Source organism: Kushneria avicenniae (genome assembly GCF_900112585.1).
Classification (GTDB): Bacteria; Pseudomonadota; Gammaproteobacteria; order Pseudomonadales; family Halomonadaceae; genus Kushneria; species Kushneria avicenniae.
This window is the reverse complement of the sequence record NZ_FOLY01000001.1, coordinates 511,960-535,735: the sequence shown is the minus strand read 5'-3', so window position 1 is coordinate 535,735 and position 23,776 is coordinate 511,960. Positions and strand designations below refer to the sequence as shown.

At 58.7% G+C, this 23,776-nt stretch carries 20 protein-coding genes; 9 read left to right on the top strand and 11 right to left on the bottom strand.

Annotated elements, in window-relative coordinates; genetic code table 11:
* The first annotated feature begins 73 nt into the window (after nucleotides 1-73).
* Nucleotides 74-2,704, top strand: coding sequence for an aminopeptidase N (gene pepN, locus BM079_RS02530; protein ID WP_090130474.1), 2,631 nt, complete (start codon nucleotides 74-76; stop codon nucleotides 2,702-2,704).
* A gap of 97 nt (nucleotides 2,705-2,801) precedes the next feature.
* On the opposite strand, the gene BM079_RS02525 is transcribed toward pepN, so the two are convergent.
* Together BM079_RS02525 and BM079_RS02520 are read right to left on the bottom strand one after the other, a co-directional pair.
* Nucleotides 2,802-3,344 carry an invasion associated locus B family protein gene (locus BM079_RS02525; RefSeq protein ID WP_090130473.1) on the bottom strand — a complete coding sequence of 181 codons (543 nt, stop codon included), beginning with the start codon at nucleotides 3,342-3,344 and terminating at the stop codon, nucleotides 2,802-2,804.
* 140 nt (nucleotides 3,345-3,484) lie between these two features.
* The gene (locus BM079_RS02520) at nucleotides 3,485-3,985 is read right to left on the bottom strand and encodes an Lrp/AsnC family transcriptional regulator (RefSeq protein ID WP_090130471.1); all 501 of its coding nucleotides are present in this window, start codon (nucleotides 3,983-3,985) and stop codon (nucleotides 3,485-3,487) included.
* A gap of 225 nt (nucleotides 3,986-4,210) precedes the next feature.
* Between BM079_RS02520 and BM079_RS02515 the strand changes: the two genes are divergently transcribed.
* Nucleotides 4,211-5,908, top strand: a complete 1,698-nt coding sequence (locus tag BM079_RS02515) for a 2-isopropylmalate synthase (protein WP_090130470.1) — start codon at nucleotides 4,211-4,213, stop codon at nucleotides 5,906-5,908.
* A 100-nt stretch (nucleotides 5,909-6,008) separates the two neighbouring features.
* On the opposite strand, the gene BM079_RS02510 is transcribed toward BM079_RS02515, so the two are convergent.
* From BM079_RS02510 to BM079_RS02485, 6 genes are all read right to left on the bottom strand, one after another.
* Nucleotides 6,009-6,563, bottom strand: a complete 555-nt coding sequence (locus BM079_RS02510; protein WP_090130468.1) for a FlgO family outer membrane protein — start codon at nucleotides 6,561-6,563, stop codon at nucleotides 6,009-6,011.
* Entirely contained in the window at nucleotides 6,557-7,213 is a 657-nt protein-coding gene (locus BM079_RS02505; RefSeq protein WP_090130810.1) for a hypothetical protein, read from the bottom strand. Before BM079_RS02505 ends, BM079_RS02510 begins: the two co-directional genes overlap by 7 nt.
* 100 nt (nucleotides 7,214-7,313) lie before the next feature.
* Nucleotides 7,314-7,607 carry a hypothetical protein gene (locus tag BM079_RS02500; protein ID WP_090130466.1) on the bottom strand — a complete coding sequence of 98 codons (294 nt, stop codon included), beginning with the start codon at nucleotides 7,605-7,607 and terminating at the stop codon, nucleotides 7,314-7,316.
* 29 nt (nucleotides 7,608-7,636) lie between these two features.
* The gene (nfo, locus tag BM079_RS02495) at nucleotides 7,637-8,491 is read right to left on the bottom strand and encodes a deoxyribonuclease IV (protein ID WP_090130464.1); all 855 of its coding nucleotides are present in this window, start codon (nucleotides 8,489-8,491) and stop codon (nucleotides 7,637-7,639) included.
* Between the two features lie 78 nt (nucleotides 8,492-8,569).
* The gene (locus BM079_RS02490) at nucleotides 8,570-9,163 is read right to left on the bottom strand and encodes a hypothetical protein (protein WP_139215240.1); all 594 of its coding nucleotides are present in this window, start codon (nucleotides 9,161-9,163) and stop codon (nucleotides 8,570-8,572) included.
* Nucleotides 9,160-10,173, bottom strand: coding sequence for a formate/nitrite transporter family protein (locus BM079_RS02485; protein WP_090130460.1), 1,014 nt, complete (start codon nucleotides 10,171-10,173; stop codon nucleotides 9,160-9,162). The genes BM079_RS02490 and BM079_RS02485 overlap by 4 nt, the downstream gene beginning before the upstream one ends.
* Nucleotides 10,174-10,303: 130 nt before the next feature.
* On the opposite strand from BM079_RS02485, the gene BM079_RS02480 reads away from it, so the two are divergent.
* The 3 genes from BM079_RS02480 (at nucleotide 10,304) to mdoH (ending at nucleotide 15,928) form a co-directional block, all read left to right on the top strand.
* Nucleotides 10,304-11,497 carry a multidrug effflux MFS transporter gene (locus BM079_RS02480; RefSeq protein WP_090130458.1) on the top strand — a complete coding sequence of 398 codons (1,194 nt, stop codon included), beginning with the start codon at nucleotides 10,304-10,306 and terminating at the stop codon, nucleotides 11,495-11,497.
* A gap of 362 nt (nucleotides 11,498-11,859) precedes the next feature.
* Nucleotides 11,860-13,440, top strand: coding sequence for a glucan biosynthesis protein G (locus BM079_RS02475; RefSeq protein WP_245742791.1), 1,581 nt, complete (start codon nucleotides 11,860-11,862; stop codon nucleotides 13,438-13,440).
* Nucleotides 13,433-15,928, top strand: coding sequence for a glucans biosynthesis glucosyltransferase MdoH (gene mdoH, locus BM079_RS02470; RefSeq protein ID WP_090130454.1), 2,496 nt, complete (start codon nucleotides 13,433-13,435; stop codon nucleotides 15,926-15,928). The genes BM079_RS02475 and mdoH overlap by 8 nt, the downstream gene beginning before the upstream one ends.
* A 170-nt stretch (nucleotides 15,929-16,098) precedes the next feature.
* Here the strand turns inward: mdoH and BM079_RS02465 are convergent, their stop codons facing one another.
* Both BM079_RS02465 and BM079_RS02460 read right to left on the bottom strand, forming a co-directional pair.
* A complete protein-coding gene (locus BM079_RS02465) occupies nucleotides 16,099-17,841 on the bottom strand; it encodes an NADPH-dependent assimilatory sulfite reductase hemoprotein subunit (protein WP_090130452.1) in 1,743 nt (580 codons plus the stop codon).
* 2 nt (nucleotides 17,842-17,843) lie between these two features.
* Nucleotides 17,844-19,652 (bottom strand): assimilatory sulfite reductase (NADPH) flavoprotein subunit, encoded by a 1,809-nt coding sequence (locus BM079_RS02460; protein ID WP_090130450.1) that lies wholly within the window; start codon nucleotides 19,650-19,652, stop codon nucleotides 17,844-17,846.
* Between the two features lie 657 nt (nucleotides 19,653-20,309).
* Here BM079_RS02460 and yegS point away from each other — a divergent pair.
* Together yegS and BM079_RS02450 are read left to right on the top strand one after the other, a co-directional pair.
* Nucleotides 20,310-21,239, top strand: a complete 930-nt coding sequence (yegS, locus tag BM079_RS02455) for a lipid kinase YegS (RefSeq protein ID WP_175489564.1) — start codon at nucleotides 20,310-20,312, stop codon at nucleotides 21,237-21,239.
* A 217-nt stretch (nucleotides 21,240-21,456) separates the two neighbouring features.
* Nucleotides 21,457-21,879, top strand: a complete 423-nt coding sequence (locus BM079_RS02450; RefSeq protein WP_090130444.1) for a hypothetical protein — start codon at nucleotides 21,457-21,459, stop codon at nucleotides 21,877-21,879.
* Between the two features lie 87 nt (nucleotides 21,880-21,966).
* On the opposite strand, the gene BM079_RS02445 is transcribed toward BM079_RS02450, so the two are convergent.
* Complete coding sequence (locus BM079_RS02445) at nucleotides 21,967-22,173, bottom strand: cold-shock protein (RefSeq protein ID WP_086622574.1); 207 nt, start codon at nucleotides 22,171-22,173, stop codon at nucleotides 21,967-21,969.
* Nucleotides 22,174-22,390: 217 nt separating this feature from the next.
* Here BM079_RS02445 and BM079_RS02440 point away from each other — a divergent pair, with 217 nt between their 5' ends.
* Nucleotides 22,391-23,230, top strand: a complete 840-nt coding sequence (locus BM079_RS02440; protein ID WP_090130442.1) for an isopenicillin N synthase family dioxygenase — start codon at nucleotides 22,391-22,393, stop codon at nucleotides 23,228-23,230.
* A complete protein-coding gene (locus tag BM079_RS02435) occupies nucleotides 23,227-23,694 on the top strand; it encodes a GNAT family N-acetyltransferase (RefSeq protein WP_090130440.1) in 468 nt (155 codons plus the stop codon). The genes BM079_RS02440 and BM079_RS02435 overlap by 4 nt, the downstream gene beginning before the upstream one ends.
* Nucleotides 23,695-23,776 lie beyond the last annotated feature (82 nt).

Sequence of the window (23,776 nt, the reverse complement as noted above, 5' to 3'; positions counted from 1 at the left end):
TTCCAGCGCTTTGAGACAGCAATGGCTTGCGGCGTACACTAGGCTCACGATCGATTGATTTCAGGAGCCTTTCATGGCCGAACCGCAAGCCATTTATCTCAGCGATTACCGTCCTCCGGCCTACCGTGTCGACAAAACGGAGCTGACCTTTGATCTTGATCCGAATGTCACGCGGGTCAGGGCGCGTCTTCATCTGCAGCGCCACCCTGACCATGACGCGCAGGCGGCATTGACGCTGAATGGCCACGGACTGAAGACCGAGCGCGTGGCCATCGACGGTCAGGCCCTGCTGGAGAACGAATATCGCATTGACAATGATCAGCTGATCATTGAACGAGTGCCGGAAACGTTCGTGCTGGATACCGAGGTGGTCATCGACCCGGCCCACAATACGGCGCTTGAAGGGCTCTACGTGTCCGGGCCGATGTTTTGTACCCAGTGTGAGCCCGAGGGGTTTCGCCGCATCACCTGGTATCCCGACCGGCCCGACGTGATGGCCGTATTCACCACCACGGTGATCGGCGACCGGGAACAGCAGCCGGTGCTGCTCTCCAACGGCAATCCCGTCGAGCGCGGCGAGCTGCCGGGCGGGCGTCACTTCGTTACCTGGGAGGACCCGCATCCCAAGCCTTCCTATCTGTTTGCCTTGGTTGCCGGCTCTCTGGAGTGCGTGCGCGACAGTTTCACTACCATGAGCGGGCGTGAAGTGGCGCTTGAGCTGTGGGTCGAGAAGTCGAATCTGGAAAAGACCGACTGGGCGATGGCCTCGCTCAAGCGCGCCATGACGTGGGATGAAAAGGCCTATGGGCGCGAATACGATCTGGATCTTTTCATGATCGTGGCCGTGGATGATTTCAACATGGGCGCCATGGAGAACAAGGGGCTCAACATCTTCAACAGTGCGGCGGTACTGGCCAATCCGCAGACCACTACGGACGCGGCCTTTCAGCGTATCGAGGGGATCGTTGCGCACGAGTATTTCCATAACTGGTCGGGCAATCGCGTGACCTGCCGTGACTGGTTCCAGCTGGCGCTCAAGGAAGGCTTTACCGTCTTTCGCGATCAGAGCTTTTCATCCGATATCAATTCGGCGCCGGTCAAGCGCATCGAGGACGCCGCACTGCTGCGAACCCTGCAGTTTGCCGAGGATGCCGGCCCCACCGCGCATCCGGTGCGGCCCGATCACTTCATCGAGATTTCGAACTTCTACACCCTGACCATCTATGAAAAGGGTGCCGAGATCGTGCGCATGCTCAGCAATCTGCTGGGTGAGGCAACGTTCCGCCGCGGCAGCGATCTCTACTTCGAGCGTTTTGACGGCCAGGCGGTGCGCGTCGAGGATTTTGTCGACACCATGGCCGAGGTGTCGGGCGAAGACCTGACCCAGTTCATGCGCTGGTATGCTCAGGCTGGAACGCCGCAGCTGACAGCGCGCAGCGATTTTGATGCCGCGCAGCGCCGACTGACCCTGACCATTGCTCAAAAAACGCCGCCCACCCCGGGACAGGATGACAAACAGCCCCTGCATGTCCCGGTGCGCATGGGGCTTGTTGCTGCCGATGGTCAGCCGGTCGAGCTGATCCTCAACGGGAAATCCTGCGGCACCGACACTGTGCTGCATCTGCGCGAGGCCGAGCAGCAGTGGGTGTTTGATAACGTGGATGACGGCGCGGTGCCGTCACTGCTGCGTGGGCTGTCGGCGCCGGTGCGTCTTGAGTATCCCTGGTCGCGCGATGAACTCTCGCATCTGATGCGCTTTGACGAGGATGGCTTCAGTCGCTGGGACGCCACCCAGCGACTGGCTTTGATCGCCATCGAGGAGATGATGGCCGCCCATCAGCGCGGTGAGACGATGACACTCGATGCACGGCTGATCGAGGCCTTCCGTTATCTGCTGCGCGAGCCGGCCGACGACAGGGCGGTACTGGCCGAAATGTTGCGTCTGCCCAGTGAGGCCTGGATTGCCGAGCAGCAGGGGCGAGTGGACATTGATGCCATTCACGGCGCCCGACGCGCTGCCATCGAGCAACTGGCGGACAACCTGTTTGCCGAATTCGAGCGCGTCTACCACGCCAATCAGACCACCGAGGCGTATGCTGCCACGCCTGAACAGATTGCCGCGCGCAGTCTCAAGAACGTGGCGCTCTCCTATCTGGTCGCCAACGGTGAACCCGAGGCGCTCAACATGGCGCGCGCCCAGTACGAGGCCGATCACAACATGACGGATGTGCGGGCGGCCCTGACGCTGCTGGCGCATTCTGATCGCGCCGATCTGGGAGATCCGGCCATTCGCGCCTTCGGCGAGCGCTGGGCACACGACTCGCTGGTCATGGATCAGTGGTTTGCCACTCAGGTAACGCGCCCGCAGGCCGATGCGCTGGAGCGCGTGCGGTTTCTGATGAAGCATCCGGCCTTTTCAATCAAGAATCCCAACCGGGTACGGGCGCTGGTGGGGGCCTTCACCCAGCAGAACCGGGTCAATTTCCATCGTCTTGATGGTGAGGGATACCGGCTGCTGGCGGATGTTGTCATTGAGCTCAACCGGCTCAATCCGGAAATTGCCGCACGCATGATCGTACCGCTGACGCGCTATCATCGTCTCGATGACAAGCGCCAGGCGCTGATGCGCGCCGAGCTGGAGCGCATTCGCCAGGAGCCACTGTCACGCAATCTATACGAGGTGGTGGAAAAGGCGCTGGCCTGAGACCGTCTGAGCTGCCATGCAAAACGGCGCCCCTCGGGGCGCCGTTTCTGGATGCCGGAGACCGGCGTATCAGGACCTCATGACGGTCTGCAACGATTCAGGGTGCGATGGCACGCGAGGCGTCGGTAAAGCCCAGCAGGGAGATGTTGGTGTCCAGACGCTGACCGTTGGGATCAAACAGGCTGACCGTTGCCTTGCTGCCGCCACGTAGCTGACTGAGCAGCTGGCCCTGCAGGGGCAGGTCGGCGCGGCAGGCATCGTCCATGCAGACCTGATAGGGAAAGGGAATTTCTTCGCCGTTATCGACCTGCAGCTGCATGCCGGGGGCAAGACGTACGCCCAGCGGCAGGAGAAAGACCATGACCGGATCGCTGCTCTGCGGCGGATAGGCCACGACCACCCGCATGACGGGACGATCGCTGCCCGGCTTGTTGACCAGCTGCGTCATGGTGCAGCGTGTGTTATTACCGCTGCCTTTCGGGCAGCGCACTTCCCAGTCCCTGAACTGCTTGATATCGGCATCGGGGGCGTTTTGTGGCTGCACCTGAGATTGAGCGTGCGCCACGGGCACCATGTAGACAGAAAACAGTGTCGCCACCAGGGCAAAAATCCCTGAGATCGACATACGGCGTAACAGCATGTGCAGTCTCTCCTGTAAATGACGGGACGGGCATTGCACCACAAGGCATTACCCGAAGCGCTACACACTAAGCCCTGAAGCGCATTTTATAAAGCATCCCGCTGTATGCAGAGGCCGGGTGAGTGCCACTGTCGCCAGATTCAATGCGAGGTGACAAGACTGGTAGAGATGGGGCGGTTGCTAAACACCGGGCGCAGCACGAAGTTGGAATGGACGCCGGTGACGCCCTCGATGGGGGTGATGTGCTCCAGCAGCAGGCGCTGGTAGTCGTCCATGTCCTCGACGCGAATCTTGAGCTGATAGTCGACCTCCTGCCCGGTAATCATCAGGCACTCGATCACTTCGGGCAGGGCGGCCACCTTCTGTTCAAAATTGGCAAAGCGCTCGGGCGTATGGCGGTCCATGGAGATATGGACCAGCGCCATCAGCCGATAACCCAGCCGGCGGGCATCGACCTGAGCCTGATAGCCGGTGATCAGGCCGCTTTCCTCCAGCGCACGTACCCGTCTCAGACACGGGGATGGCGACAGGCCGACCCGATCGGCCAGCGCCTGATTACTGATGCGGCCATCGGCCTGCAGTATTTCAAGGATATGTCGGTCATAGCGATCCAGCGCAATACCGGTCTGGATTTGCGTCATTGAATGGTTCCTTGTGTCAAAATATACGTTTATTCTGGCATTATATTGCGTATACGTCGCTTTTTACCTCGATAATCGCAAGGACCTGCCCGGCCGGCAGCGCTATACTGTCTTCACTGTCACAAGCAGTGCCGATCCGGCTCATGGCGACGCTTCACAAGAGCCGACTTCAATGACGCCCTCTCCGGGCATGAAACATCCCTTCAGCGCTTATCAGAGGTAACCATGACTGCTTTCAATCATCGCAAGTACAGCCCGGCGCCGCGCGTGCCCGCCTTCAATCGCCAGTGGCCTGATCGAGACCTCGAGTCCGCGCCGATCTGGGTCAGTGAAGACCTTCGCGATGGCAACCAGGCGCTACTGGAGCCGATGAGCGTGGAGCAGAAAAAGCGCTTCTGGAAGCAGATCATCCGGGTCGGCATCAAGGAAGTCATGGTCGGGTTCCCGTCTGCCAGTCAGCCCGACTATGACTTCGTGCGCTGGCTGATCGAAGAAGACCAGATCCCCGAGGATGTCACCATCGCGGTGCTGGTGCAGTGTCGTGAGCATCTGATCGAGAAGACCTTCGAGGCACTGGCAGGCGTCAAGCGGGCCATCATCCACCTTTACAACTCGACCTCGACCACTCAGCGAGAGCGTGTGTTCGAGATGGATCGCGACGGCATCATCAATATCGCGGTCAGCGGTGCGCAGTGGGTGAAAGAACATGCCGCGCGCTATCCGCAGGTCGACTGGCGTTTCCAGTATTCACCGGAAAGCTTTTCCAGCACCGAAATCGACTTCTCGCTGGCCATCTGTGAAGCGGTCATGGATATCTGGCAGCCCACGCCGGACCACAAGTGCATTCTGAATCTGCCCAACACGGTGGAAGTGGCCGGTCCTCATCATCATGCCGACCAGATCGAATACTTCTGTCAGCACATCAGCCGTCGCGACAGCGTGATCATATCAGTACACACCCACAATGACCGTGGCGGGGCGGTGGCGGCTGCCGAACTGGCCCTGCTGGCCGGCGCCGATCGCGTCGAGGGCACTCTGCTGGGCAACGGCGAGCGTACCGGCAACATGGACATCGTGACGCTGGCGATGAACCTCTACAGCCAGGGCATCGACCCGGGCCTGGATCTGTCCCGCCCGGACGAGATCATTCAGGTTGTGACCGAGTGCACGGGCATTACCATGCACCCGCGCCATCCATGGGTGGGAGAAATGGTCTACACCGCCTTTTCCGGCAGCCATCAGGACGCCATTCGCAAGTCGCTCAAGAAGCAGGGGGACAACGAGCCCTGGCAGGTGGCCTATCTGCCGATCGACCCGCGCGATATCGGCCGCGACTATCAGGCCGTCATCCGGGTCAACAGCCAGTCCGGCAAGGGTGGCATGGCCTTTTTGCTGGAACGTGATTACGGCATCAGCCTGCCGCGCTGGATGATGCTGGCGCTGGCGCCGTATGTTCAAAAGGAGAGCGAGCGCCTGAGCGGCGAGCTTTCCAGTGAATCCATTCGTCGACTGCTTTTTGAGACCTTCATGCGCGAAGGGCCGTTGTCGCTGGTCGATTATCGGCTGTCACGTGCCAGTGAAGAGGGGCTGTCGATCACGCTGGAGCACAACGGCGAGCGCCTGACGCTGGAAGGCAGCGGCAATGGCGCCATGTCTGCCTTCATGAATGCCTGGCAGCGCTACAGCGGTCAGCAGATCGGTATTCTCGACTACAGCGAGCATTCGCTGGGTGAAGACAGCGAAGCGAACGCCATTGCTTTCGTGCAGCTCAACGTGGATGGCCAGCGTATCTGCGCCGTGGCCGAGGACAGCGATACCGTCAGCGCCTCGCTCAAGGCCGTGATTGCGGGTCTCAACCTGTATCGGGAAACCGATGACGCCAGCGATGGGCTGACCCGCATCGCCGACAGCGCCAGCGTCTGATCTGTCCCTGCCGCTATCTTCAGAGGCAGACATCAAAAAGGCCTGTTGCCACGTCGGCAACAGGCCTTTTACACATGATGCCCTGGCGGTCGCTTCGGCCTCAGTAGGGCGAGGCCAGCAGCATCTGTACATCGGCATCAATGGGGACCCGGAAGCTGGTCGCACCCAGCACCAGCTGATCGGCAAGACGCACCAGCCGGGCATTGACCAGCACTTCACCGCGAGCCACGGCATAGGTGCCCAGCAGCACCGCGCTGGCGTTATAGTTGTTGCCCAGACGCTGTACGTTACGGGACAGGATCATTTCGCCGGTATACTCCTCGATATACAGGCTGTCGCGCAGCTTGACCTCGATCACGTTAAGGCCCTGCTCGACCAGCCGGGAAGTCATGGCCTCTGTCAGGGAGCGGCCCAGCGTGGAGGAGCGCGCCAGCTGATCGACGTCCACGAAGGTTGTCGCGATGATGGTATCGCTTTGAGTCAGTCGGCCACGAGCGCTTTTGACCAGCCGTTCGGCGGCGGTGTCGACCTGAGACAGCAGTGTCGGGCGTTCGGGGACGCGGTGTTGTCCCGGCAGGGCAGAGCAGCCTGTCATCAGCATGGAGAGCAGCAGCATGACCGCGAGGCCAAGGCGGAAAAGTGGTTGGCTTACCATTGCGATGACACCCTCAGTCCGTTCCGGCTTTCATAATGATTGCTGTCGCCGGCATTGATGTAATAAATGTTGGAGGAGGAGTACAGCAACGTATCGAATTCACTCGCTCGGGTGGTAATGATCACTTCGGTGTTGCCCACCTCGGTGATGTTGCCGCCGAAGGCATCAAGCATTGCAGCGCCTGGGATCAGAGCCAGAGCAGGTTCTGACCAGTGCTTGAGCGGCTGGAAGGCCCATGCAATGCCCGCGGCGAGAAAGGTAAAGGTACCCGGCGGGCGACGGATGCTGTCGCGGTCGCTGTGCGTGACGACCTGAACCGTTGGGCTGATGATCACGGCGCCTTCGGGCTGCGTGCTGACAAGCGCCCCCTGCTGTACCAGCTGGCTTTCCAGCAGCGAATGGTAGCCGCGCTCAAAAGGCGTGCCCTGCTGCGGTGAGAACACATAGAGCGGGCGGCTGCGAAGGCGCTGGTTGGTCATGATGCCGCGGGCTTCGTTGCGTGCCAGCACCTCCCAGTGATGAGCGGCCTGCATGCGCTGCTGCTCGCTCATCTCCCAGGTGGTCGCCATCGGAGCCTGAGACGTATTGACTTGAAAGCAGCCACTGAGTGTGGCTGCCAGGCAGATGATTCCCCAGACCCTTGATGACATCGGTTCCCTTCCCTTGATGGCGCAGCTCTGGTCGGCCGGTGCCATGAATGATCAGGAAGTTCTTATCGGCGATGTCAGGATCAGCTTGAGTGCGACGACGTCAGGGAATCAGCCAGGACAGCACCAGAAGGCCGAGCACCAGCCAGATCAGACCGCCAATAATGCCGCCGCGCAGCAGGGCGCGAACGCCGTTGACCAGCAGCAACAGGCCGATGATCAGAATGGCAAGGCTGAACATGGAAGGGCTGATGCCAAGCGAGCGGGTAAGGCCGTCGATGAAGCCGCCCATGGCGCCAGACAGGTTGGCAAAGATGGAGGCCAGAAATTCGACGATGGCCCGGATGATGTTGCCCAGCGTTTCGCCGACCCAGCTGAAAAAACCGTCTGACTGCATGATGAAGTTTCCGCTGAAGATAAGAGGTGTCAGTTGCCGGCGGCATTGGCCTGCGCACGCAGCCAGGCAATTTCCTGATCCCAGATGGCAGGCTCGACGGTCTCGAGAATCATGGGGATACCGTCAATTCGACGGTCCTGCATGAGGGTAGTAAAGCCTTCACTGCCGATATTGCCCTCGCCCAGGCTGTGGTGGCGGTCCACGCGGCTGCCCAGCGTGCTTTTGGCATCGTTGAGGTGCATGCCGCGCAGATAGTCAAAGCCGACCACGGCTTCAAACTCATCGAGTACGGCACGGGTGGAGGCGTCGGTGCGCAGGTCATAGCCGCCGGCAAAGGCGTGGCAGGTATCAATGCAGACGCCCACGCGCGACTTGTCATCGACCTGCTCGATGATCTCGGCCAGCTGTTCGAAACGATAGCCCAGATTGCTGCCCTGACCGGCCGTATTTTCGATCACGGCGGTCACGCCACGGGTTTGGGACAGCGCTTCGTTGATCGACTCGGCAATAATCTTCAGGCACTCGCTTTCACTGATCCTGCGCAGATGGCTGCCCGGATGAAAATTGAGCAGAGTCAGGCCCAGCTGCTCACAGCGCTGCATCTCATCAAGAAAGGCAGCACGTGATTTGGCCAGCCCCTCGGCTTCCGGATGGCCCAGGTTAATCAGATAGCTGTCATGGGGAAGGATCTGGCCGGGCTCAAAACCGTAGTGTTGGCACGCCGTTTTAAAAGCAGCGATCACTTTATCGTCCAGCGGTTTGGCCTTCCACTGGCGCTGGTTTTTGGTGAAGAGGGCAAAAGCGTTGGCCCCAATGTCCACCGCGCGCTTGACGGCCTGATCAACGCCGCCGGCGGCGCTGACGTGTGCTCCAATGTAATGCATATCGCGATCGGTTCCAGAGCGTAAACGGCGTATTATGACAGTCGCTGCGATAGAGCTCCATGACAGCCCGAGCAAGGCCTAATCCTTGTCATGAAACATCAGCGCGTCATTGGTGCTGTCGAGCGCCGTCATGGCCTCATCAATGGAGAAGGCAGGCGTGCGCGGCGGATCGAATACCTCACCGTTAACGCCCTGAACCACGTGCTCGATGGACAGACAACTGCCACCCATGACGCTGCGCCAGACCCTGACCTGTCGATAGTGGTTCATGCCGGCATCGCTGGTTTCAAGATGGGTGAAAGGGTGACCATCAATCGTTGCCGGCGTGCCTGTCAGCGCCTGACCGCCGGTTTCGGGTCGGGTGCAATGCGCGACGATGTCAGGATCATGGCTGCGTCCGAGCAGCCACCAGCCGCTTCTTGTGTCATCCGATGCCGGAAGCTTCAAGAGCACAAGGCGCCGACCTGCCTCGGGATTATCGCTCAGGGTGCTCCAGCCGGGATCACCAGATCCGGAGGTGTCGAAATGGTCTGTCCTGACCAGATCACTGGTCTTGAGCTTTAAAAGATTATCCTCGTAGAGAGGCGGTGCGGTGGATGGCGCCGCCTGGGAGCCCCACAGGGCTGTCCCGATCACTGCCATGGTCATGACGCGAAGCGTTGACGGGCTCATGACGTCTCGTCACGCTTTTGCGACGGCGTCTTCCCGCCCTTGGGATGCTTCGCCTGCGATTTGTGGCGTCTTTGGATCAGGCCCTGCTTGTGATCCTTCTGGGCTTCCAGATCACCACGAATCTGGGCATGGCTGATGAGGGAAAAGATGAAGGTGCCGCCGACCACGTTGCCGGCCAGCGTCGGTAGACCGAAGCGGAAAAGGAAGTCACTCCAGTCGGCATTGCCTGAAAACACCATGTAAAACATCTCACTGGCACCAACGACAATGTGCGCAAAACCACCAATGGCCATGACATAGGTAATGATCAGGATGATCCATACCTTGGCCTGATCCGCTGCCGGTATCAGCCAGACCAGAGTGGCAATCATCCAACCGGCCAGAATGGCACTTGAAAACATCTCAAAGGGCGATTTATCCATGAGATGCTCGCCCAGCGCAATGAAAGCCTCATGTGTGGACGGATCGAACATTGGCATGTTCAGAAACGTGGCCGCTGAAAGCGCTGCACCCACCATGTTTCCGAACAGCACCACGCCCCACAGGCGACCCAGGGCGCCAAAATTGGCCAGGGTCGGGTGGCTCATGACCGGCAAAACGGCTGTCACGGTGTTTTCGGTAAACAGCTGCTGGCGGGCCAGAATCACCACGATAAAGCCGATCGTGTAGCCCAGGCATTCAATCATGAAGCCGGCGCCGTTGTCCGGCAGCTGGGCATGCATGAGACCGCGCGCCACCATCGAAAAGCTCATTGAGATACCGGCGGCGATGGCGGACCATAAAAGCGCCATGGAGTCGCGAGACAACTCCTTCTGGCCGTCCTTGCGCAGACGCTGGTGGACGGCGGCGGCCTGAGAGGGAAGTTCGCGGGCCTGTTCGCTTTCGCTTTTTTCACCCTGTGGCTGCGATTCCTTCTCGGAGGTGGTCTCCTGCTGTTCCTGCTGGGCCGTCTCACTGTCCAGACCGCCTTCAAAATCATCTTCTGCGTGCTTGCTCGAATCATGGCTCATATACGTGCCTGTTGTTATTGCGTTAATCGATAAATCTAGCGTAGCCGGGCCGATGGTAAATCAACAGGGCGTGTTGGCCGCGTTGCGGGCAGGCTGTACAGTGCCGGCTCGTATATAAAAGAGTCTGAAAATGGGTCATTTATCCGGCAGCCGCCGTCTGATCGCCATGATGATGGCACTGATTGTGCTGACACCCATGGGAGTCGATATCTTTCTGCCCTCGCTACCCATGCTGGCGCAGGATTTTGCACTGGAGACGGCGGGCATCAAGTGGTCCATCACGTTGTATCTGATCAGCATGGGGGCAGGGCAGTTGCTGGCCGGTCCGCTGGTCGATGCGCTCGGACGACGGCCGATGGCCCTTGCAGGGGCATCTCTTTATGCAATGGCGGGCGCACTGTGTCTGTTCGCCGAGCACATCGGTCTTTTTTATGCCGGTCGACTCCTGCAGGGACTGGGCGCCTCCATGGCCACCGTTGTCGCTTTTTCCTGCGTGCGTGACCGCTTTGAAGGCGAGCGTCGGGCGGGAATCTACAGTTTCCTGAACGCGGCCGTCTGTGTGGTGCCGGCGCTGGCGCCGCTGCTGGGGAGCGTTCTGGCTGCCTACTGGCACTGGCGCGCCAGCTTTGTCTTCATGGTGGTCTTTGCGCTCGGCGTGACCCTGTTCTGCCTCTGGGGGCTTGAAGAGACAAGGCCGCTCAACAGGCGCCAGCAGCGCTGGTCGGATTATGGTCGGGATGTAGTGAGTATCCTGCGCGATGGACACTTCATCTTTCACGCCCTGATCGCCATGACCGGCATGACGGTCATTCTGATCTATGTCACCACGGCGCCCATACTGCTGATTGACCGGGCCGGATTGAGTGAGCTCGCCTTTGGCGCCTGGTTTGGCACCGTGGCCGCCATCAATGTGATCGCCTATTTTCTGGCACCGGGTATCATGGCTCGAATGGGGCAACACAATGCCATTCGCACCGGGCTTGCCATCATGGTAGCCGGCGGCTGCGCACATGGCGTTCTCTACACGCTGGTGGGTTCGGGTGTGGCCACGTTCATGCTGCCCAACGCCGTCATGGTGACCGGTTTTTCGTTGACGCTCGGGGCGGCCCTGAGTCTGGCGCTCGAGCCCTACGCCGACCGGGCAGGCCTTGCCTCGTCACTGGCCGGATGCTGCCAGATGGGCGGCGGGGCACTCATGGCGTCGCTTTTGACCTCACTGCCGGTTTCCCCTCAGTGGATACTGGCCCTGACAGGCCTTCTGGGCGCCGGCGGACTGCTCTTGCTGACCTTTCAGGGTCTTTATCGCTGTCGTGTGCCAGGGTGACGGGTTACGGCTATTATCGACATGTCACTCGCAGGTTAAAAAAGACAGCGTTTCATTATGACTACTGAGAAAAGAGCTGGCTGAGGCTAGAATGGCCCTTGATCAGGCAGTCGAAGCTGCCATTATTTTGCAATAATGCGACATTGTGAAACGTACGACCGCTTAAAAAAAAGCGTAGAATTCTGCACTTATGTGACTGGCACGACAGCCCGGTGACGTGGTAAACAGACCGGCTCGATTTGATAAGACAGACGCTGTCACGCATGGTTGCCCTGAGATTCTATCCTGCGTGGTAGTCACCGTATGAATGATACCTTTATACCTATCAGGGCACTTCAAGGATGCTTATGAGGAATGTTGCTGTGACGTCCAATCTGAAAACTTCCGGTAGCCCCGTGGTGTACACGACCCTCAAAAAAGGGGCAGTGCTGGCGTTCGGAATAGCTTCGCTTTTTTCCGTTCAGGCCGCTCTGGCATTTGATTTCAATGATGTCAGTCAGGAAGCCCAGGAGCTTGCGCAGCGTGGCTACAGCGCGCCTCAGAGCAACCTGCCAGGTTCACTTTCCGGACTGAATTTTCAGCAGTATCAGCAGATCCAGTACAAGCCTGCCCAGTCGCACTGGCGCAGCGACAATCTGCGCTTTGATCTGGGGTTTTTTCACGAGGGGATGCACTACAACACGCCGGTGACCATCAACGAGGTCAACGGTGACGATGTGCACGAGCTGAAGTTCTCACCGGACAACTTCAACTACGGCAATCTCGATGTCGATAAATCGAAGTTCAAGGATCTTGGTTTTGCCGGTTTCAAGATCAATTATGGTGACTCGCCCGACAAGAAAAGCGAATCGATGGTCTTTCTCGGCGCCAGCTATTTCCGCGTCGCTGGTCAGAATCAGCGCTACGGAATTTCAAGTCGCGGTCTTGCCGTGGATACCGGCCTCAACTCCGGAGAAGAGTTCCCGCGCTTCAAGGAGTTCTGGGTCGTCAAGCCGCAGGGCGATGATCGCTATCTGACCATCTATGCGCTGCTGGATTCGCCCAGTGTCACCGGTGCCTATCGGTTTATCCTGCGTCCGGGTCAGGACAGCGTCGTTGATGTTCAGTCGCGTCTTTTCCTGCGTCGTCAGGTCACCAAGCTTGGCATCGCGCCCCTGACCAGCATGTATCTGTTTGGCCCTGCACAGCCGGCCGGTAACAACAACTATCGTCCTGCCATCCACGACTCCAACGGTCTGCAGCTGGCGACCGGTGACGGGCAGTGGATGTGGCGCCCGCTGGCCAATCCCAAACGTCTCTCGGTCGATACCTTCCCGGCCAATAATCCGCGTGGTATGGGGCTGCTGCAGCGTGATCACGAATTCGATAACTATCAGGACATCGAAAATCGCTACGATCTGCGTCCAAGTGCCTGGGTCGAGCCGCAAAACGGCTGGGGTGATGGTCAGGTAGAGCTGGTCCAGATTCCCACACCCGATGAAACCAATGACAACATTGTCAGTTTCTGGCGTCCGACTCAGGAGCTGCCTACCAATCAGCCGCTGGATTACAACTACACCATCAATTGGACACTCAACGAGTCGCGCTACCATACGCCTGATCTGGGCTGGGTCGCCCAGACCCGCCGTGCGCGTGGTGAGGTCACCCAGGACAATCTGGTGCGCAAAAATGATGACAGCACGCTGTATGTGGTCGACTTTGTAGGGCCGAATCTCAAGTCGACGGGCAGCGATGCCAATGTTCAGGCCGATATCGATGTCGGCGACAACGGACAAGTGGTCCGTAGTGAAGTGGTCCGCAATCCGGCCATGGGTGGCTATCGTCTCAAACTGAGCGTCAAGGCCAACGACACCTCGAAGCCGATCAACATGAAGGCTTTCCTCAAAAACGGTGATTCGCGCCTGACGGAAACCTGGAACTACGTGCTGCCTGCCAATGAGTGATGATGCCTACTCAAGCCCGGCGCGGGCCTATCTCGAGCGCCTGGCGCTCGGGACCCGGGACCTGGGCAATCGCCGCGAGCTGCTGGAGCTGGCTTCTCAGGATACGCCCCTGTTTCAGGTGCATGAGGAGTTGGGAAAGCAGCATCTTCAACAGGATGATCCTTCCAGCGCCTCGGTACTGAGGCGTCTGGAGCTTGCCTATGGCACAACGCCTCTGGCGCCTCCGGAAGTGCTTGGCACGGACAAGGCAGGGCGCGTGTGTCTAAAAACCATGCCGCCTATCGAGCGTACCTCGATTGCCCCTCATCCCTGGACCACCAGTCCGATCAAGCGCCTTAAAAAGGGCTATCATCTGCGCCGCGGCAATCTCAAGCCCCGCGTGCGCAAGACCCAGGCGCCCGAAGCACCGAAAGGGCCGCGCTGGAAAACGGTGGGCACCATGCGGCGCTGGACGCTGCTGCTGCTGGTCATGGTACAAAGTGCCGTGGCTGTCTGGTACATGAGTACCGTGCTGCCCTATCAGGGCGCGCAGCTGCTCGAGGTACTGGAACTTGTCCTGTTTGCACTGCTGTTCTGCTGGGTATCGGCCGGCTTCTGGACGGCCCTGATGGGCTTTTTCCAGCTCCTCAAGGGGCGGGACAAATACAGTATCTCGGCCAGCAGCGCCGGCGATGAGCCGATCGATCCCTCGGCCAGAACCGCCATTGTCATGCCGATCTGCAACGAGGACGTCAATCGCGTGTTTGCCGGGCTCAAGGCGACCTATGAGTCTGTTCAGCGCAGCGGCAATATCGAGCATTTTGATTTCTACGTACTCAGCGACAGCTATGACCCCGACACCTGCGTGGCCGAGAACCACGCCTGGCTGCGGCTGTGTCGTGAGGTCGGCGGTTTCGGACGTATCTTCTATCGACGCCGCTCGCGTCGGGTCAAGAAGAAGAGCGGCAATATTGACGATTTCTGCCGTCGTTTTGGCGCCAAGTACCGCTACATGCTGGTCATGGACGCCGACAGTGTCATGAGCGGCCGCTGTCTGACCCGACTGGTACAGCTGATGGAGGCCAATCCGGACGCCGGTATTATCCAGTCAGCACCGCTGGCGGCGGGCAGTAATAACCTCTATGCCCGCCTGCAGCAGTTTGCCACCCGGGTGTATGGACCGCTTTTCACCGCGGGTCTGCACTTCTGGCAGCTGGGCGAATCCCATTACTGGGGTCATAACGCCATTATTCGCGTTGAACCCTTCATGTATTACTGTTCTCTCGCACCGCTACCGGGCAAGGGTGCCCTGTCGGGTGAAATACTGTCTCATGACTTTGTCGAGGCAGCGCTGATGCGCCGTGCCGGCTGGGGCGTGTGGATCGCCTACGATATGCCGGGCAGCTATGAAGAGATGCCGCCCAATCTGATCGATGAACTGCAGCGCGACCGCCGCTGGTGTCAGGGCAACATCATGAACTTCCGCCTGTTTCTGGTGCGCGGCATGCACCCGGTACACCGCGCGGTGTTTCTGACCGGTGTCATGTCCTACCTGTCGGCGCCGCTCTGGTTTTTATTCTTGATGCTGTCCACGGCGCTTCTGGCCGTGCATACCCTGACCACGCCAGAGTATTTCACCGAGCCCATGCAGCTCTTTCCGCGCTGGCCCGAATGGCATCCGGGCAGGGCAGTGGCGCTTTTCTCTACCACCCTGACGCTTCTGTTTCTGCCCAAGATTCTCAGTGTCATCGTGATCTGGGCCAAGGGGCCGCGATACTACGGTGGGGCGGTGCGTCTGGGGCTTTCCATGGTCATCGAATCGCTGATCTCGATGCTGTTGGCGCCGGTACGCATGCTGTTCCATACCCGCTTCGTGCTGGCGGCCCTGATGGGGATCGAGGTCAAGTGGAAGTCGCCGCAGCGTGATTTCAGCGAGACGACCTGGAAGGATGCCTTCATGCGTCATGGTGGTCAGACGGTATTCGGCATCGTCTGGACGCTGTTTGTCCTGTGGCTTGATCCGCTGTTTCTGCTGTGGCTCTGGCCCATTGTCGGGGCGCTGATGCTGTCGATTCCGGTTTCGGTCATTACCAGCAAGGTGAGTCTGGGTCGGGCCTCTTTCCGCGGACGCATGTTTTTGATTCCGGAAGAGTCCAATCCGCCACGGGAACTGCGGGCGACCTGGCGGTTTGTGCGTAATGCACGCCATCAGCCGCCGGCACCGACCTTTGTTCAGACTGTGGTTGATCCCATTGATAATGCACTGGGCTGTGCCATGGGCGTGGCACGCCACAACAAGTCCGAGGCGATTGAATCACAGCGTCAAGCGATGGTTCGTCAGGCGCTGGTGGGTGGGCCCGAAAGGATGCCCAACAAGGAAAAGCTGCTGGTGCTGGATGACCCGGTCATGCTGTCCAGACTGCACTATCAGGTGTGGGACCGAAGTCATCAGTATCCTGTCTGGATCGATGAAGCCTACGCCGATGATCCGCCGCCGCGTTTCATCTAGCGCTTCTACCTGATCCTGAAAGGCCCTGCCACCGGCAGGGCCTTTTTTATGGCTGTGCCACCGGCAGGGCGATGGGGTTTAAAGATATGGCTTGAAGGATGGCAGGCATAGAGCAGCATAAAAAAGGGCCCGGCGGATGCCGGGCCCTTTCATGTGCTGCGAAACGTTGGTCAGGCGGTATGGAAATCCAGTCCGTTTTCGGTCGCCTTGATGATACCGACACGCACCACGAAGTCGCCGAAGTATTCGCCGGCCTCACGCTCCTTGGCATAGCGATGGATCATCGGCGTCAGCTCTTCGAGAATGGTTTTCTCGTCGATGTTCTCGCGATACATCTTGTTGAGCCGTGTGCCGGTGAAATCACCGCCCAGATAGAGGTTATAGCGGCCGATGGCCTTGCCGACGAAACCGATTTCGGCCATGAAGGGGCGGCCGCAGCCGTTGGGGCAGCCGGTCATGCGCACGATGATCGGATCGTTCTCGAGTCCGGCGTCCTTCATGATCGCATCAAACTTGTCCAGCAGCGTGGGCAGGTAGCGTTCGCTCTCGGCCATCGCCAGACCACAGGTGGGGAAGGCCACACAGGCGATCGAATGCTGGCGCAGCGGTGTAACGTCCTTGAGCATCCTGTAGCGATCAATGATGCCATCGATCTGCTCGCGAAGCTCGGGCCTTACATTGGTAATGATCAGGTTCTGGTTGCAGCTCAGTACGATATCGCCATCGTGAATTCTGGCGATTTCACGCATGCCGCTCATGATCTGCATACCGGCATGGATGGGGTTGTCATCTTCGTAGTCGCGAATTCGACCGTTCTCGACGAAAAGCCCGTAGTGCCACTGACCATCTTCACCCTGATACCAGCCGAGAATATCACCGGTGGTGGTGAACTCGAAGGCCCGCTCTTCGCCCAGCTCGTAGCCCAGATACTTCTCGAGCTCAGCGCGGAAGCCATCGGCGCCCATGGTATCGACGGTATACTTGAGACGCGCGTGCTTGCGGTTCTTGCGATCACCGTTGTCACGCTGAACCAGCATGATCTTTTCGGCCACGTCCACGGTCTGATCCGCATCGCAGTAACCGATGACGGTGCCCCGACGCGGATAGGTTTCCGGCTCGCCGTGCGTGGAGCCCATGCCGCCGCCGACCGCGACATTGAAGCCCTTGAGCTCACCGTTTTCGACAATCGCGATAAAGGCGACATCGTTGGTCAGCACGTCGGTTTCATTGTCCGGCGGCACGGCCAGGCCGATCTTGAACTTGCGCGGCAGATAGTGCTGGGTATAGAGCGGTTCGGTGACTTCTTCAGGGCCACCGGCGACGCGTTCTTCGCCCAGAAAAATCTCGTGATAGGCACGCGTGCGCGGCAGCAGGTGATTGCTGATCTCGGCGGCCAGATCGTAGACCTGGCGATGAATCGCAGAGCGATGCGGATTGGCCGTGGAGGTCACGTTACGATTGACATCACCGCAGGCGGCGATGGTGTCAATCATGGCATCGTTGACGGTTTTCAGATGCGCCCGCAGATTGCTCTTGAAAACGCCGTGATACTGAAAGGTCTGGCGCGTGGTAATCCGCAGCGTGCCATTGGCATAGTGGCGTGCTACCTCATCCAGCGTCAGCCACTGCTGGCTGCTCATGCGGCCGCCTGCAATGCGCAGGCGCACCATGAAGGAGTAGAGCGGCTCCAGCTTTTTCTTGCGGCGCTGATCACGAACGTCGCGATCATCCTGCATGTAAAAGCCATGGAACTTGGTCAGCTGGGTATCGTCAGGGCTGACAGCGCCGGTAGCGTTGTCGGCCATGTCTTCCATCAACCGTCCACGGAGATAGTCGCTTCCGACCTTGAGGCTTTCGTTGGCGGCGTAATCACCAAGCGATTCGTCACGGAGTCTGGTAATAATATCGGTCATTTTCAGTATACGTCCCGCTGGTAGCGTTTGGACTGCTGAAGATCGCGGATGTACTGAGCGGCGGCGTCCTCATCAAGACCACCGTGCTCTTTTGCAATATCCAGCAATGCCTGATGGACATCGGCTGCCATGCGATCGCCATCACCACAGATATAGAAATGGGCACCACGCTCGAGCCAGGCGTAGATGTCTTTCCCATTTTCCCGCAGGCGGTCCTGCACGTAGATCTTTTCGGCCTGATCGCGCGAAAAAGCCACATCCAGACGGGTCAGCAGACCTTTCTCTCGCCAGCTCAGCCATTCGGCCTGATAGAGAAAGTCGGTGTGGAAATGCTGATCGCCAAAGAAGAGCCAGTTATCGCCGTCGGCATCGGCATCATCACGCTCCTGCATGAAGGCGCGGAAGGGTGCCACGCCCGTCCCCGGACCTACCATGATGATCGGTGTGCTGTTGTCGTGCGGCAGCTTGAAGTTCTTGTTGCGATCGACGTAAATCGGAATCCTGTCGCCGGGTTCAACATGATCGGACAGATAACCGGTGGTCACGCCGTTACGGGTACGGCCATGCGATTCATAGCGCACGACACCCACGGTCAGATGAACCTCGTCAGGGTCGGCGTTGTAGCTCGAGGCGATCGAGTAGAGCCGCGGCGGCAGCTTGCGAAGAGCCTGGGTAAAGGTAGCAGCGTCCAGATTGTCGACCGGGAACTGCTCGATCACATCGATGATGTGACGGCCGTAGACCCACTCCTTGAACTCTTCACGCGCCTCGTCGCTCAGGATGCGACGCAGTTCGTCATTATCGCTGAGCTCTGCCCACTTTTCGAGAAACGGCCGCGTCAGCGTGGTGACTTCAAATTCAGCCAGCAGCGCATCACGTACCTTGCTGCCGGTATCGAGTTCGGTGTCATGACTGATTCTGAGCTTTTCGAGCAGCTCATCAACATAGGCCGGGTCGTTTTGCGGCACAACCCCCAGCGCATCACCCGGTTCATAGACGAGTCCGGAATCTTCCAGTGACAGCTCGATATGACGGGTTTCCTTGCTGGAGCCCTCATCATTGAGAATCACCGTGTCGAGAATCTCGGCGTAGAAGGGGTTTTTCTTTGACCACTGGCTTTCACCGGTCGAGGCGGCAGGCGCGGCCTGTCCGTCAGCCACGGTGGTGGCACCTGAGATTTCGGCGTAGCGCGCCAGTACGGCGTCGATCCAGGCCTCGGCCGGTTCTTCGTAATCAACGTCGCAGTCGATGCGGTCGCTGATGCGCTCGGCACCGAGTTCGGCCAGGCGAGCATCAAACTCCTTGCCCATCTGACAGAACTGATCGTAGCTCGAATCGCCCAGCCCCAGCACCGCAAAGCGATGACCGTCGAGCTTGGGGGCCTTGCGACCGTTGATCAGTTCGTAGAAGCCGATCGCCGTATCCGGTGGATCACCTTCACCCTGGGTGCTGACCACGACCACCAGATTGGTCGGATCCTTGAGATCCTTCTTGGTCATGTCAGCCATGTCGACCATGCGAACATTGAAGCCGCGGGCCGTGGCGCGATCGCGCGCCTGTTCGGCCACGCCTTCAGCGTTGCCGGTCTGGCTGCCGTAAAGGACGACAATTTCAGGTAGTGCAGAAGTGGTCTGTGTTGTACCTGCTGGCGAGGCAGCGCTCATCTGGCCGCCGGACGCGTTGAGTCCGGCGAGATACCCACTCAGCCAGGTCATCTGATCGCGATCCATACCGCCCAGCACATCGTTGAGACGCTGGGCCTGGTCGCCATTCAGAGGACTGTTGGTGTCGAGCAGGGGGCCTTGTGACATCGTGGATATCCTCATCTGTCCCCGGGGGAGGAAGGCGAATGCTAGCGACCTCCCCAATGAATTAAAAGGTATAAATTATAATGCTTTTATAATCCAAAGGAATTAAAAGGGCAGGTCAGGGCTGCCCTTTTAATTCCCGTGGCGCTGCCGTCAACCACACAAACAACGCGTACCTGCCGGGGCCCTTTATCGGCACTGGTGCCATCGATTTAACGATGAGACCGGCAGGCGTTGGAAAAACGGTGCTGAATGTAGCACGCCGGCAGCGTTCGACATCAGGCCGTTGCGATCGAAATAAAAAAGATCGCTCAAATAATAAAAGCGTCGGAGTATACCTTTATCCGTCAGGCTGCACGAATTGTATGCATTGATGACGACCATGGCCGGCCTGAAGGGGCCGGCACGTCTGATAACAAAATATCGGATGGGGTTATCGTGCTCACATGATCGAGACTGGTGAAGCGCATCAGCTGACGTGATAGGTTTCATTGCCTTTTGGTGCGTGAGTCCACGCTTGCCTATGCTATGGCTTTCATCGCCCTGCATCGACACATGGGTTGCGGCGTATTGTGGACAGCACCTCGCCCGTGCCCGACAGGGTAATATGATTCGGTCATGGCACTGCCATTCCCCAACCCGAAAAACAGGAGTGCGATATTGAATTTCTGGCTGATTGTGAACGGCAAGGGGGTCGGGAATCCTGAGCTGCGCGAAGCAGTGGATCGCATTCGCAACGAGGGCGTGAACCTCTCGGTACGGGTTACCTGGGAGAGTGGCGATATTGCCCGCTTTCTGGAAGACGCCGTTGATCAAGGGCTTGACCGTATCATTGTGGCCGGGGGAGACGGAACGCTTCACGAGGCTACCAATGCGCTGATGGCCATTGAGTCTTCGAGCCGCCCCGCGCTGGGCATTATTCCCATGGGAACGGCAAACGATTTTGCGAGTGCAACGGGCATTCCCGAGCCGCCGCTTGACGCGCTCTCGCTGGCGGTTCACGGAACACCGCGGGCCATCGACGTTGCTTGTATCAATGAGGTTTATTTTCTGAACATGGCCTCCGGTGGTTTCGGTGCCAGGGTCACCAGCGATACACCGCCGGCCCTGAAAAAGCTGCTGGGCGGCGGTGCCTATTCGCTGGTGGGCGTGGTGCAGGCCTGGCGCTTCGAGCCCTTTCGTTGTCACCTTCAGACCCGCGATGGCAATTACGAGCGGGATCTGATCGTACTGGCCATTGGTAATGGCCGTCAGGCAGGGGGCGGGCAGGAACTGACTCCGCGAGCGCTGCTCAATGATGGTTTGCTGGATGTACTGACGGTCGAGTCCTTCTCGTTGACCCGGGTAGGCAATGCCATTCATGAGCTCAGAGAGCTGCCTACCGATGGAAAGCTGGTGCGCTACCATCAGCTGACTTCCATGGACTTTCAGAGCGAAACACCGCTGCCGATCAATCTCGACGGTGAGTTTCACGAGTTTACTCAGGCCAGAATCGAAGTCTGTCCGGGAGCGCTTTCGATCATTTTGCCTGATGAGTGCCCGCTTCTTTATGAGGGCAAGCCTCGCAGTCGACACGGTCGCAACAGTTAGCCCCGTTTCAGTTGGTGACAACAGGGTTCGGGGATTGGCTTGTTTGTTACAAAACGACGACTGCGCATGATTTGCCATGCCGCTATAAGTAGTAGAACCGTGATGTCACGTGCCGGCGTCGGGCGGCTGTCGTCTTCGTATTGATCTACGCTTTACTGCGTATACGGCAGTCACCGCAGAGGCAGTCTCTACATCTGAAGTAATCAGGGAGGTATTCATGAAAGGGAAAACAGTTGCGGCAGCCAGCCTTGCCTTCGTCATGGCGCTGGGTCTGAGCGCCTGCGGTCAGGATGATCCGGCCGAGGAGGCGGGACAGCAGGCCGATGAAGCCAGCCAGAACAGCCAGTCCATGGATAATCAGGGGGCCAATGCGACATCCGATGGCGCCGCTGATCAGTCTGAAGACAGCATGAGCGATGACACCATGGGGTCCGACAGTGATGCCGGCACGACATCGCAGGAAGGGGCTGAAGAGGATGCAGGCACCATGCAGGGCATGAACGAATCGTCGGACAGCACCGAGTCCGGCAGCGAAGAAAGCATGAGCACTCGTGAAGGCGGCACGGCTCATACGGCGACCAATACCAGCTCGTCGGGTGCCATGACTCAGGCAGAAGAGTCCAGAAATCTCGATAACTGATTTACGGCCTTGTTGCCTGTTGAGTGAACATAAAAAGCCCGCGCTTTGGCGCGGGCTTTTTGCAAGGCAGACATGCTGATGCAGTGATCAGTCCACAGCCTTGATGTTGGCGGCCTGAAGGCCCTTTTTGCCCTGAGTGACTTCGAAGGAGACCTTCTGGCCATCCTGAAGTGACTTGAAGCCTTCAGCCTGAATTTCCGAGAAGTGTGCGAAGAGATCATCGCCACCGTCATCAGGAGAAATGAAGCCGTATCCCTTGGTGTCGTTGAACCATTTGACAGTACCGGTTGCCATCTTTGATGTCCTTGCTTTATTTGCAGTGATACCGAGCCGCAGCCCGTTTATGCGTTGGGCTTTCAGAGGCCTGGCGATCGGAATCCGGTCAGCCATCTTCTCTGTAAAGCTACCTCTGTGAGCATGATTCAGTCGCCTGAGAAAGGTCAAGTGCAATTTGCCAATCTCCAGGTGCGTGCCATCATGCATGAAACGATCAGCATTGGAGGCAGGGTTGATGAACGTTCAAAACGTCGATTATAAAAATCCGCAAGCGGCACAGCAGTTTACGCAATCACTGCGCGAGACCGGCTTTGGCGTGGTGCGTAACCACCCCGTGCCGCAGGCGCTCGTTGAGCGAATCTACGCTGGCTGGACGGCCTTTTTTGAAAATGAAGGCAAGCATCAGTGGCGATTCGATCCCGCGACCCACGCCGGTTTTTTTCCTGCCAGCGTTTCTGAAACGGCCAAGGGGCAGACACAGAAGGATCTTAAGGAGTACTTCCATATCTACCCGGGGACGAAGGTGCCCGAAAGCCTGCAGGCCGATATCGACGAGTACTATCGAATTGCTCAGGAAGTGGCGACCACCCTGCTGGGCTGGATCGAAGCCAATACCCCGGAGGAGGTGTCGAAACGCTTCAGCGAGTCGCTTTCCAGCATGATTCGCGACAGCCATCAGACGCTTTTGCGCGTGCTCTACTATCCGGCCCTTGAGGGTGAGGAGACTCCGGGCGCCGTGCGTGCCGGGGCGCATGAGGACATCAACCTGATTACCGTGCTGCCTGCCTCCAACGAAGCAGGACTCGAAGTCAAGGGGCGTGATGGTCAATGGTTGCCCGTGCCCTGTGACCCGGGTCAGCTGATTATCAACGTGGGCGATATGCTGCAGGAAGCCTCCAGCGGCTATTTCCCATCGACCACCCATCGGGTTGTCAATCCCGAAGGAGCCTCGCGGCAGCGCGCACGGTTGTCGCTGCCGCTGTTTCTGCATCCACGACCCGAGGTAGTGCTCTCCGAGCGTTATAGCGCCGACGGCTATCTCAAGGAAAGGCTTCGGGAGCTGGGCGTCTCATGAGCGCGGTGACATCGCAGCCGCAGTGGCCGCTGGACTGGCGGCCCGGTAATCACACCGACGATCTGCGCTTTGCCCAGCAGCTGGTCGAGGAAACCATGTCGCCCTACTGGCAAAAGCGTCGCATGGTCTTCAGTCGCCAGCTTTTCAGGGAGCAGTGGGTGCGGCTGGAGACGGCCATTATCATGCGTAACGAGCAGCGTGCCGGGCTGATTGCCTGGGATTCGGAGGGTGGTATTCACTATCTGCGCGAGCTGCACCTGGCGGCGCCATGGCGTGGACAGGGCATCGGTGCCGATGTGCTGACGAACTGGATCGCCCGGCAGGAGGCGCTCGGTGCCGAGAAGATGCGTCTCAAGGTGTTTGCCGAAAATCCGGCGCGCCGGCTCTATGAGCGTATGGGGTTTGGCGTCATGCCGAACTCGAGCGATATCTCGGGGCTTTTGAACATGGAGAGATGTACGTAATGTCGGGCAGCTGGCCGTTGCGACATTGACTGTTTCATTCTCCGCCACCATATCGGGTGCAGACTCAATCCTTTAAAAGGCA

Excerpts from the sequence above, each read along its gene's own strand:
- BM079_RS02465 (WP_090130452.1), bottom strand. The coding sequence starts at position 17,841 with ATGACCGATATTATTACCAGACTCCGTGACGAATCGCTTGGTGATTAC.
- BM079_RS02460 (WP_090130450.1), bottom strand. The coding sequence starts at position 19,652 with ATGTCACAAGGCCCCCTGCTCGACACCAACAGTCCTCTGAATGGCGAC.
- BM079_RS02480 (WP_090130458.1), top strand. The coding sequence starts at position 10,304 with ATGGGTCATTTATCCGGCAGCCGCCGTCTGATCGCCATGATGATGGCA.
- BM079_RS02525 (WP_090130473.1), bottom strand. The coding sequence starts at position 3,344 with ATGCTGTTACGCCGTATGTCGATCTCAGGGATTTTTGCCCTGGTGGCG.
- mdoH (WP_090130454.1), top strand. The coding sequence starts at position 13,433 with ATGAGTGATGATGCCTACTCAAGCCCGGCGCGGGCCTATCTCGAGCGC.
- BM079_RS02515 (WP_090130470.1), top strand. The coding sequence starts at position 4,211 with ATGACTGCTTTCAATCATCGCAAGTACAGCCCGGCGCCGCGCGTGCCC.
- BM079_RS02435 (WP_090130440.1), top strand. The coding sequence starts at position 23,227 with ATGAGCGCGGTGACATCGCAGCCGCAGTGGCCGCTGGACTGGCGGCCC.
- BM079_RS02510 (WP_090130468.1), bottom strand. The coding sequence starts at position 6,563 with ATGGTAAGCCAACCACTTTTCCGCCTTGGCCTCGCGGTCATGCTGCTG.
- BM079_RS02505 (WP_090130810.1), bottom strand. The coding sequence starts at position 7,213 with ATGTCATCAAGGGTCTGGGGAATCATCTGCCTGGCAGCCACACTCAGT.
- BM079_RS02485 (WP_090130460.1), bottom strand. The coding sequence starts at position 10,173 with ATGAGCCATGATTCGAGCAAGCACGCAGAAGATGATTTTGAAGGCGGT.
- BM079_RS02490 (WP_139215240.1), bottom strand. The coding sequence starts at position 9,163 with ATGAGCCCGTCAACGCTTCGCGTCATGACCATGGCAGTGATCGGGACA.
- pepN (WP_090130474.1), top strand. The coding sequence starts at position 74 with ATGGCCGAACCGCAAGCCATTTATCTCAGCGATTACCGTCCTCCGGCC.
- BM079_RS02440 (WP_090130442.1), top strand. The coding sequence starts at position 22,391 with ATGAACGTTCAAAACGTCGATTATAAAAATCCGCAAGCGGCACAGCAG.
- BM079_RS02445 (WP_086622574.1), bottom strand. The coding sequence starts at position 22,173 with ATGGCAACCGGTACTGTCAAATGGTTCAACGACACCAAGGGATACGGC.
- BM079_RS02520 (WP_090130471.1), bottom strand. The coding sequence starts at position 3,985 with ATGACGCAAATCCAGACCGGTATTGCGCTGGATCGCTATGACCGACAT.
- nfo (WP_090130464.1), bottom strand. The coding sequence starts at position 8,491 with ATGCATTACATTGGAGCACACGTCAGCGCCGCCGGCGGCGTTGATCAG.
- BM079_RS02450 (WP_090130444.1), top strand. The coding sequence starts at position 21,457 with ATGAAAGGGAAAACAGTTGCGGCAGCCAGCCTTGCCTTCGTCATGGCG.
- BM079_RS02500 (WP_090130466.1), bottom strand. The coding sequence starts at position 7,607 with ATGCAGTCAGACGGTTTTTTCAGCTGGGTCGGCGAAACGCTGGGCAAC.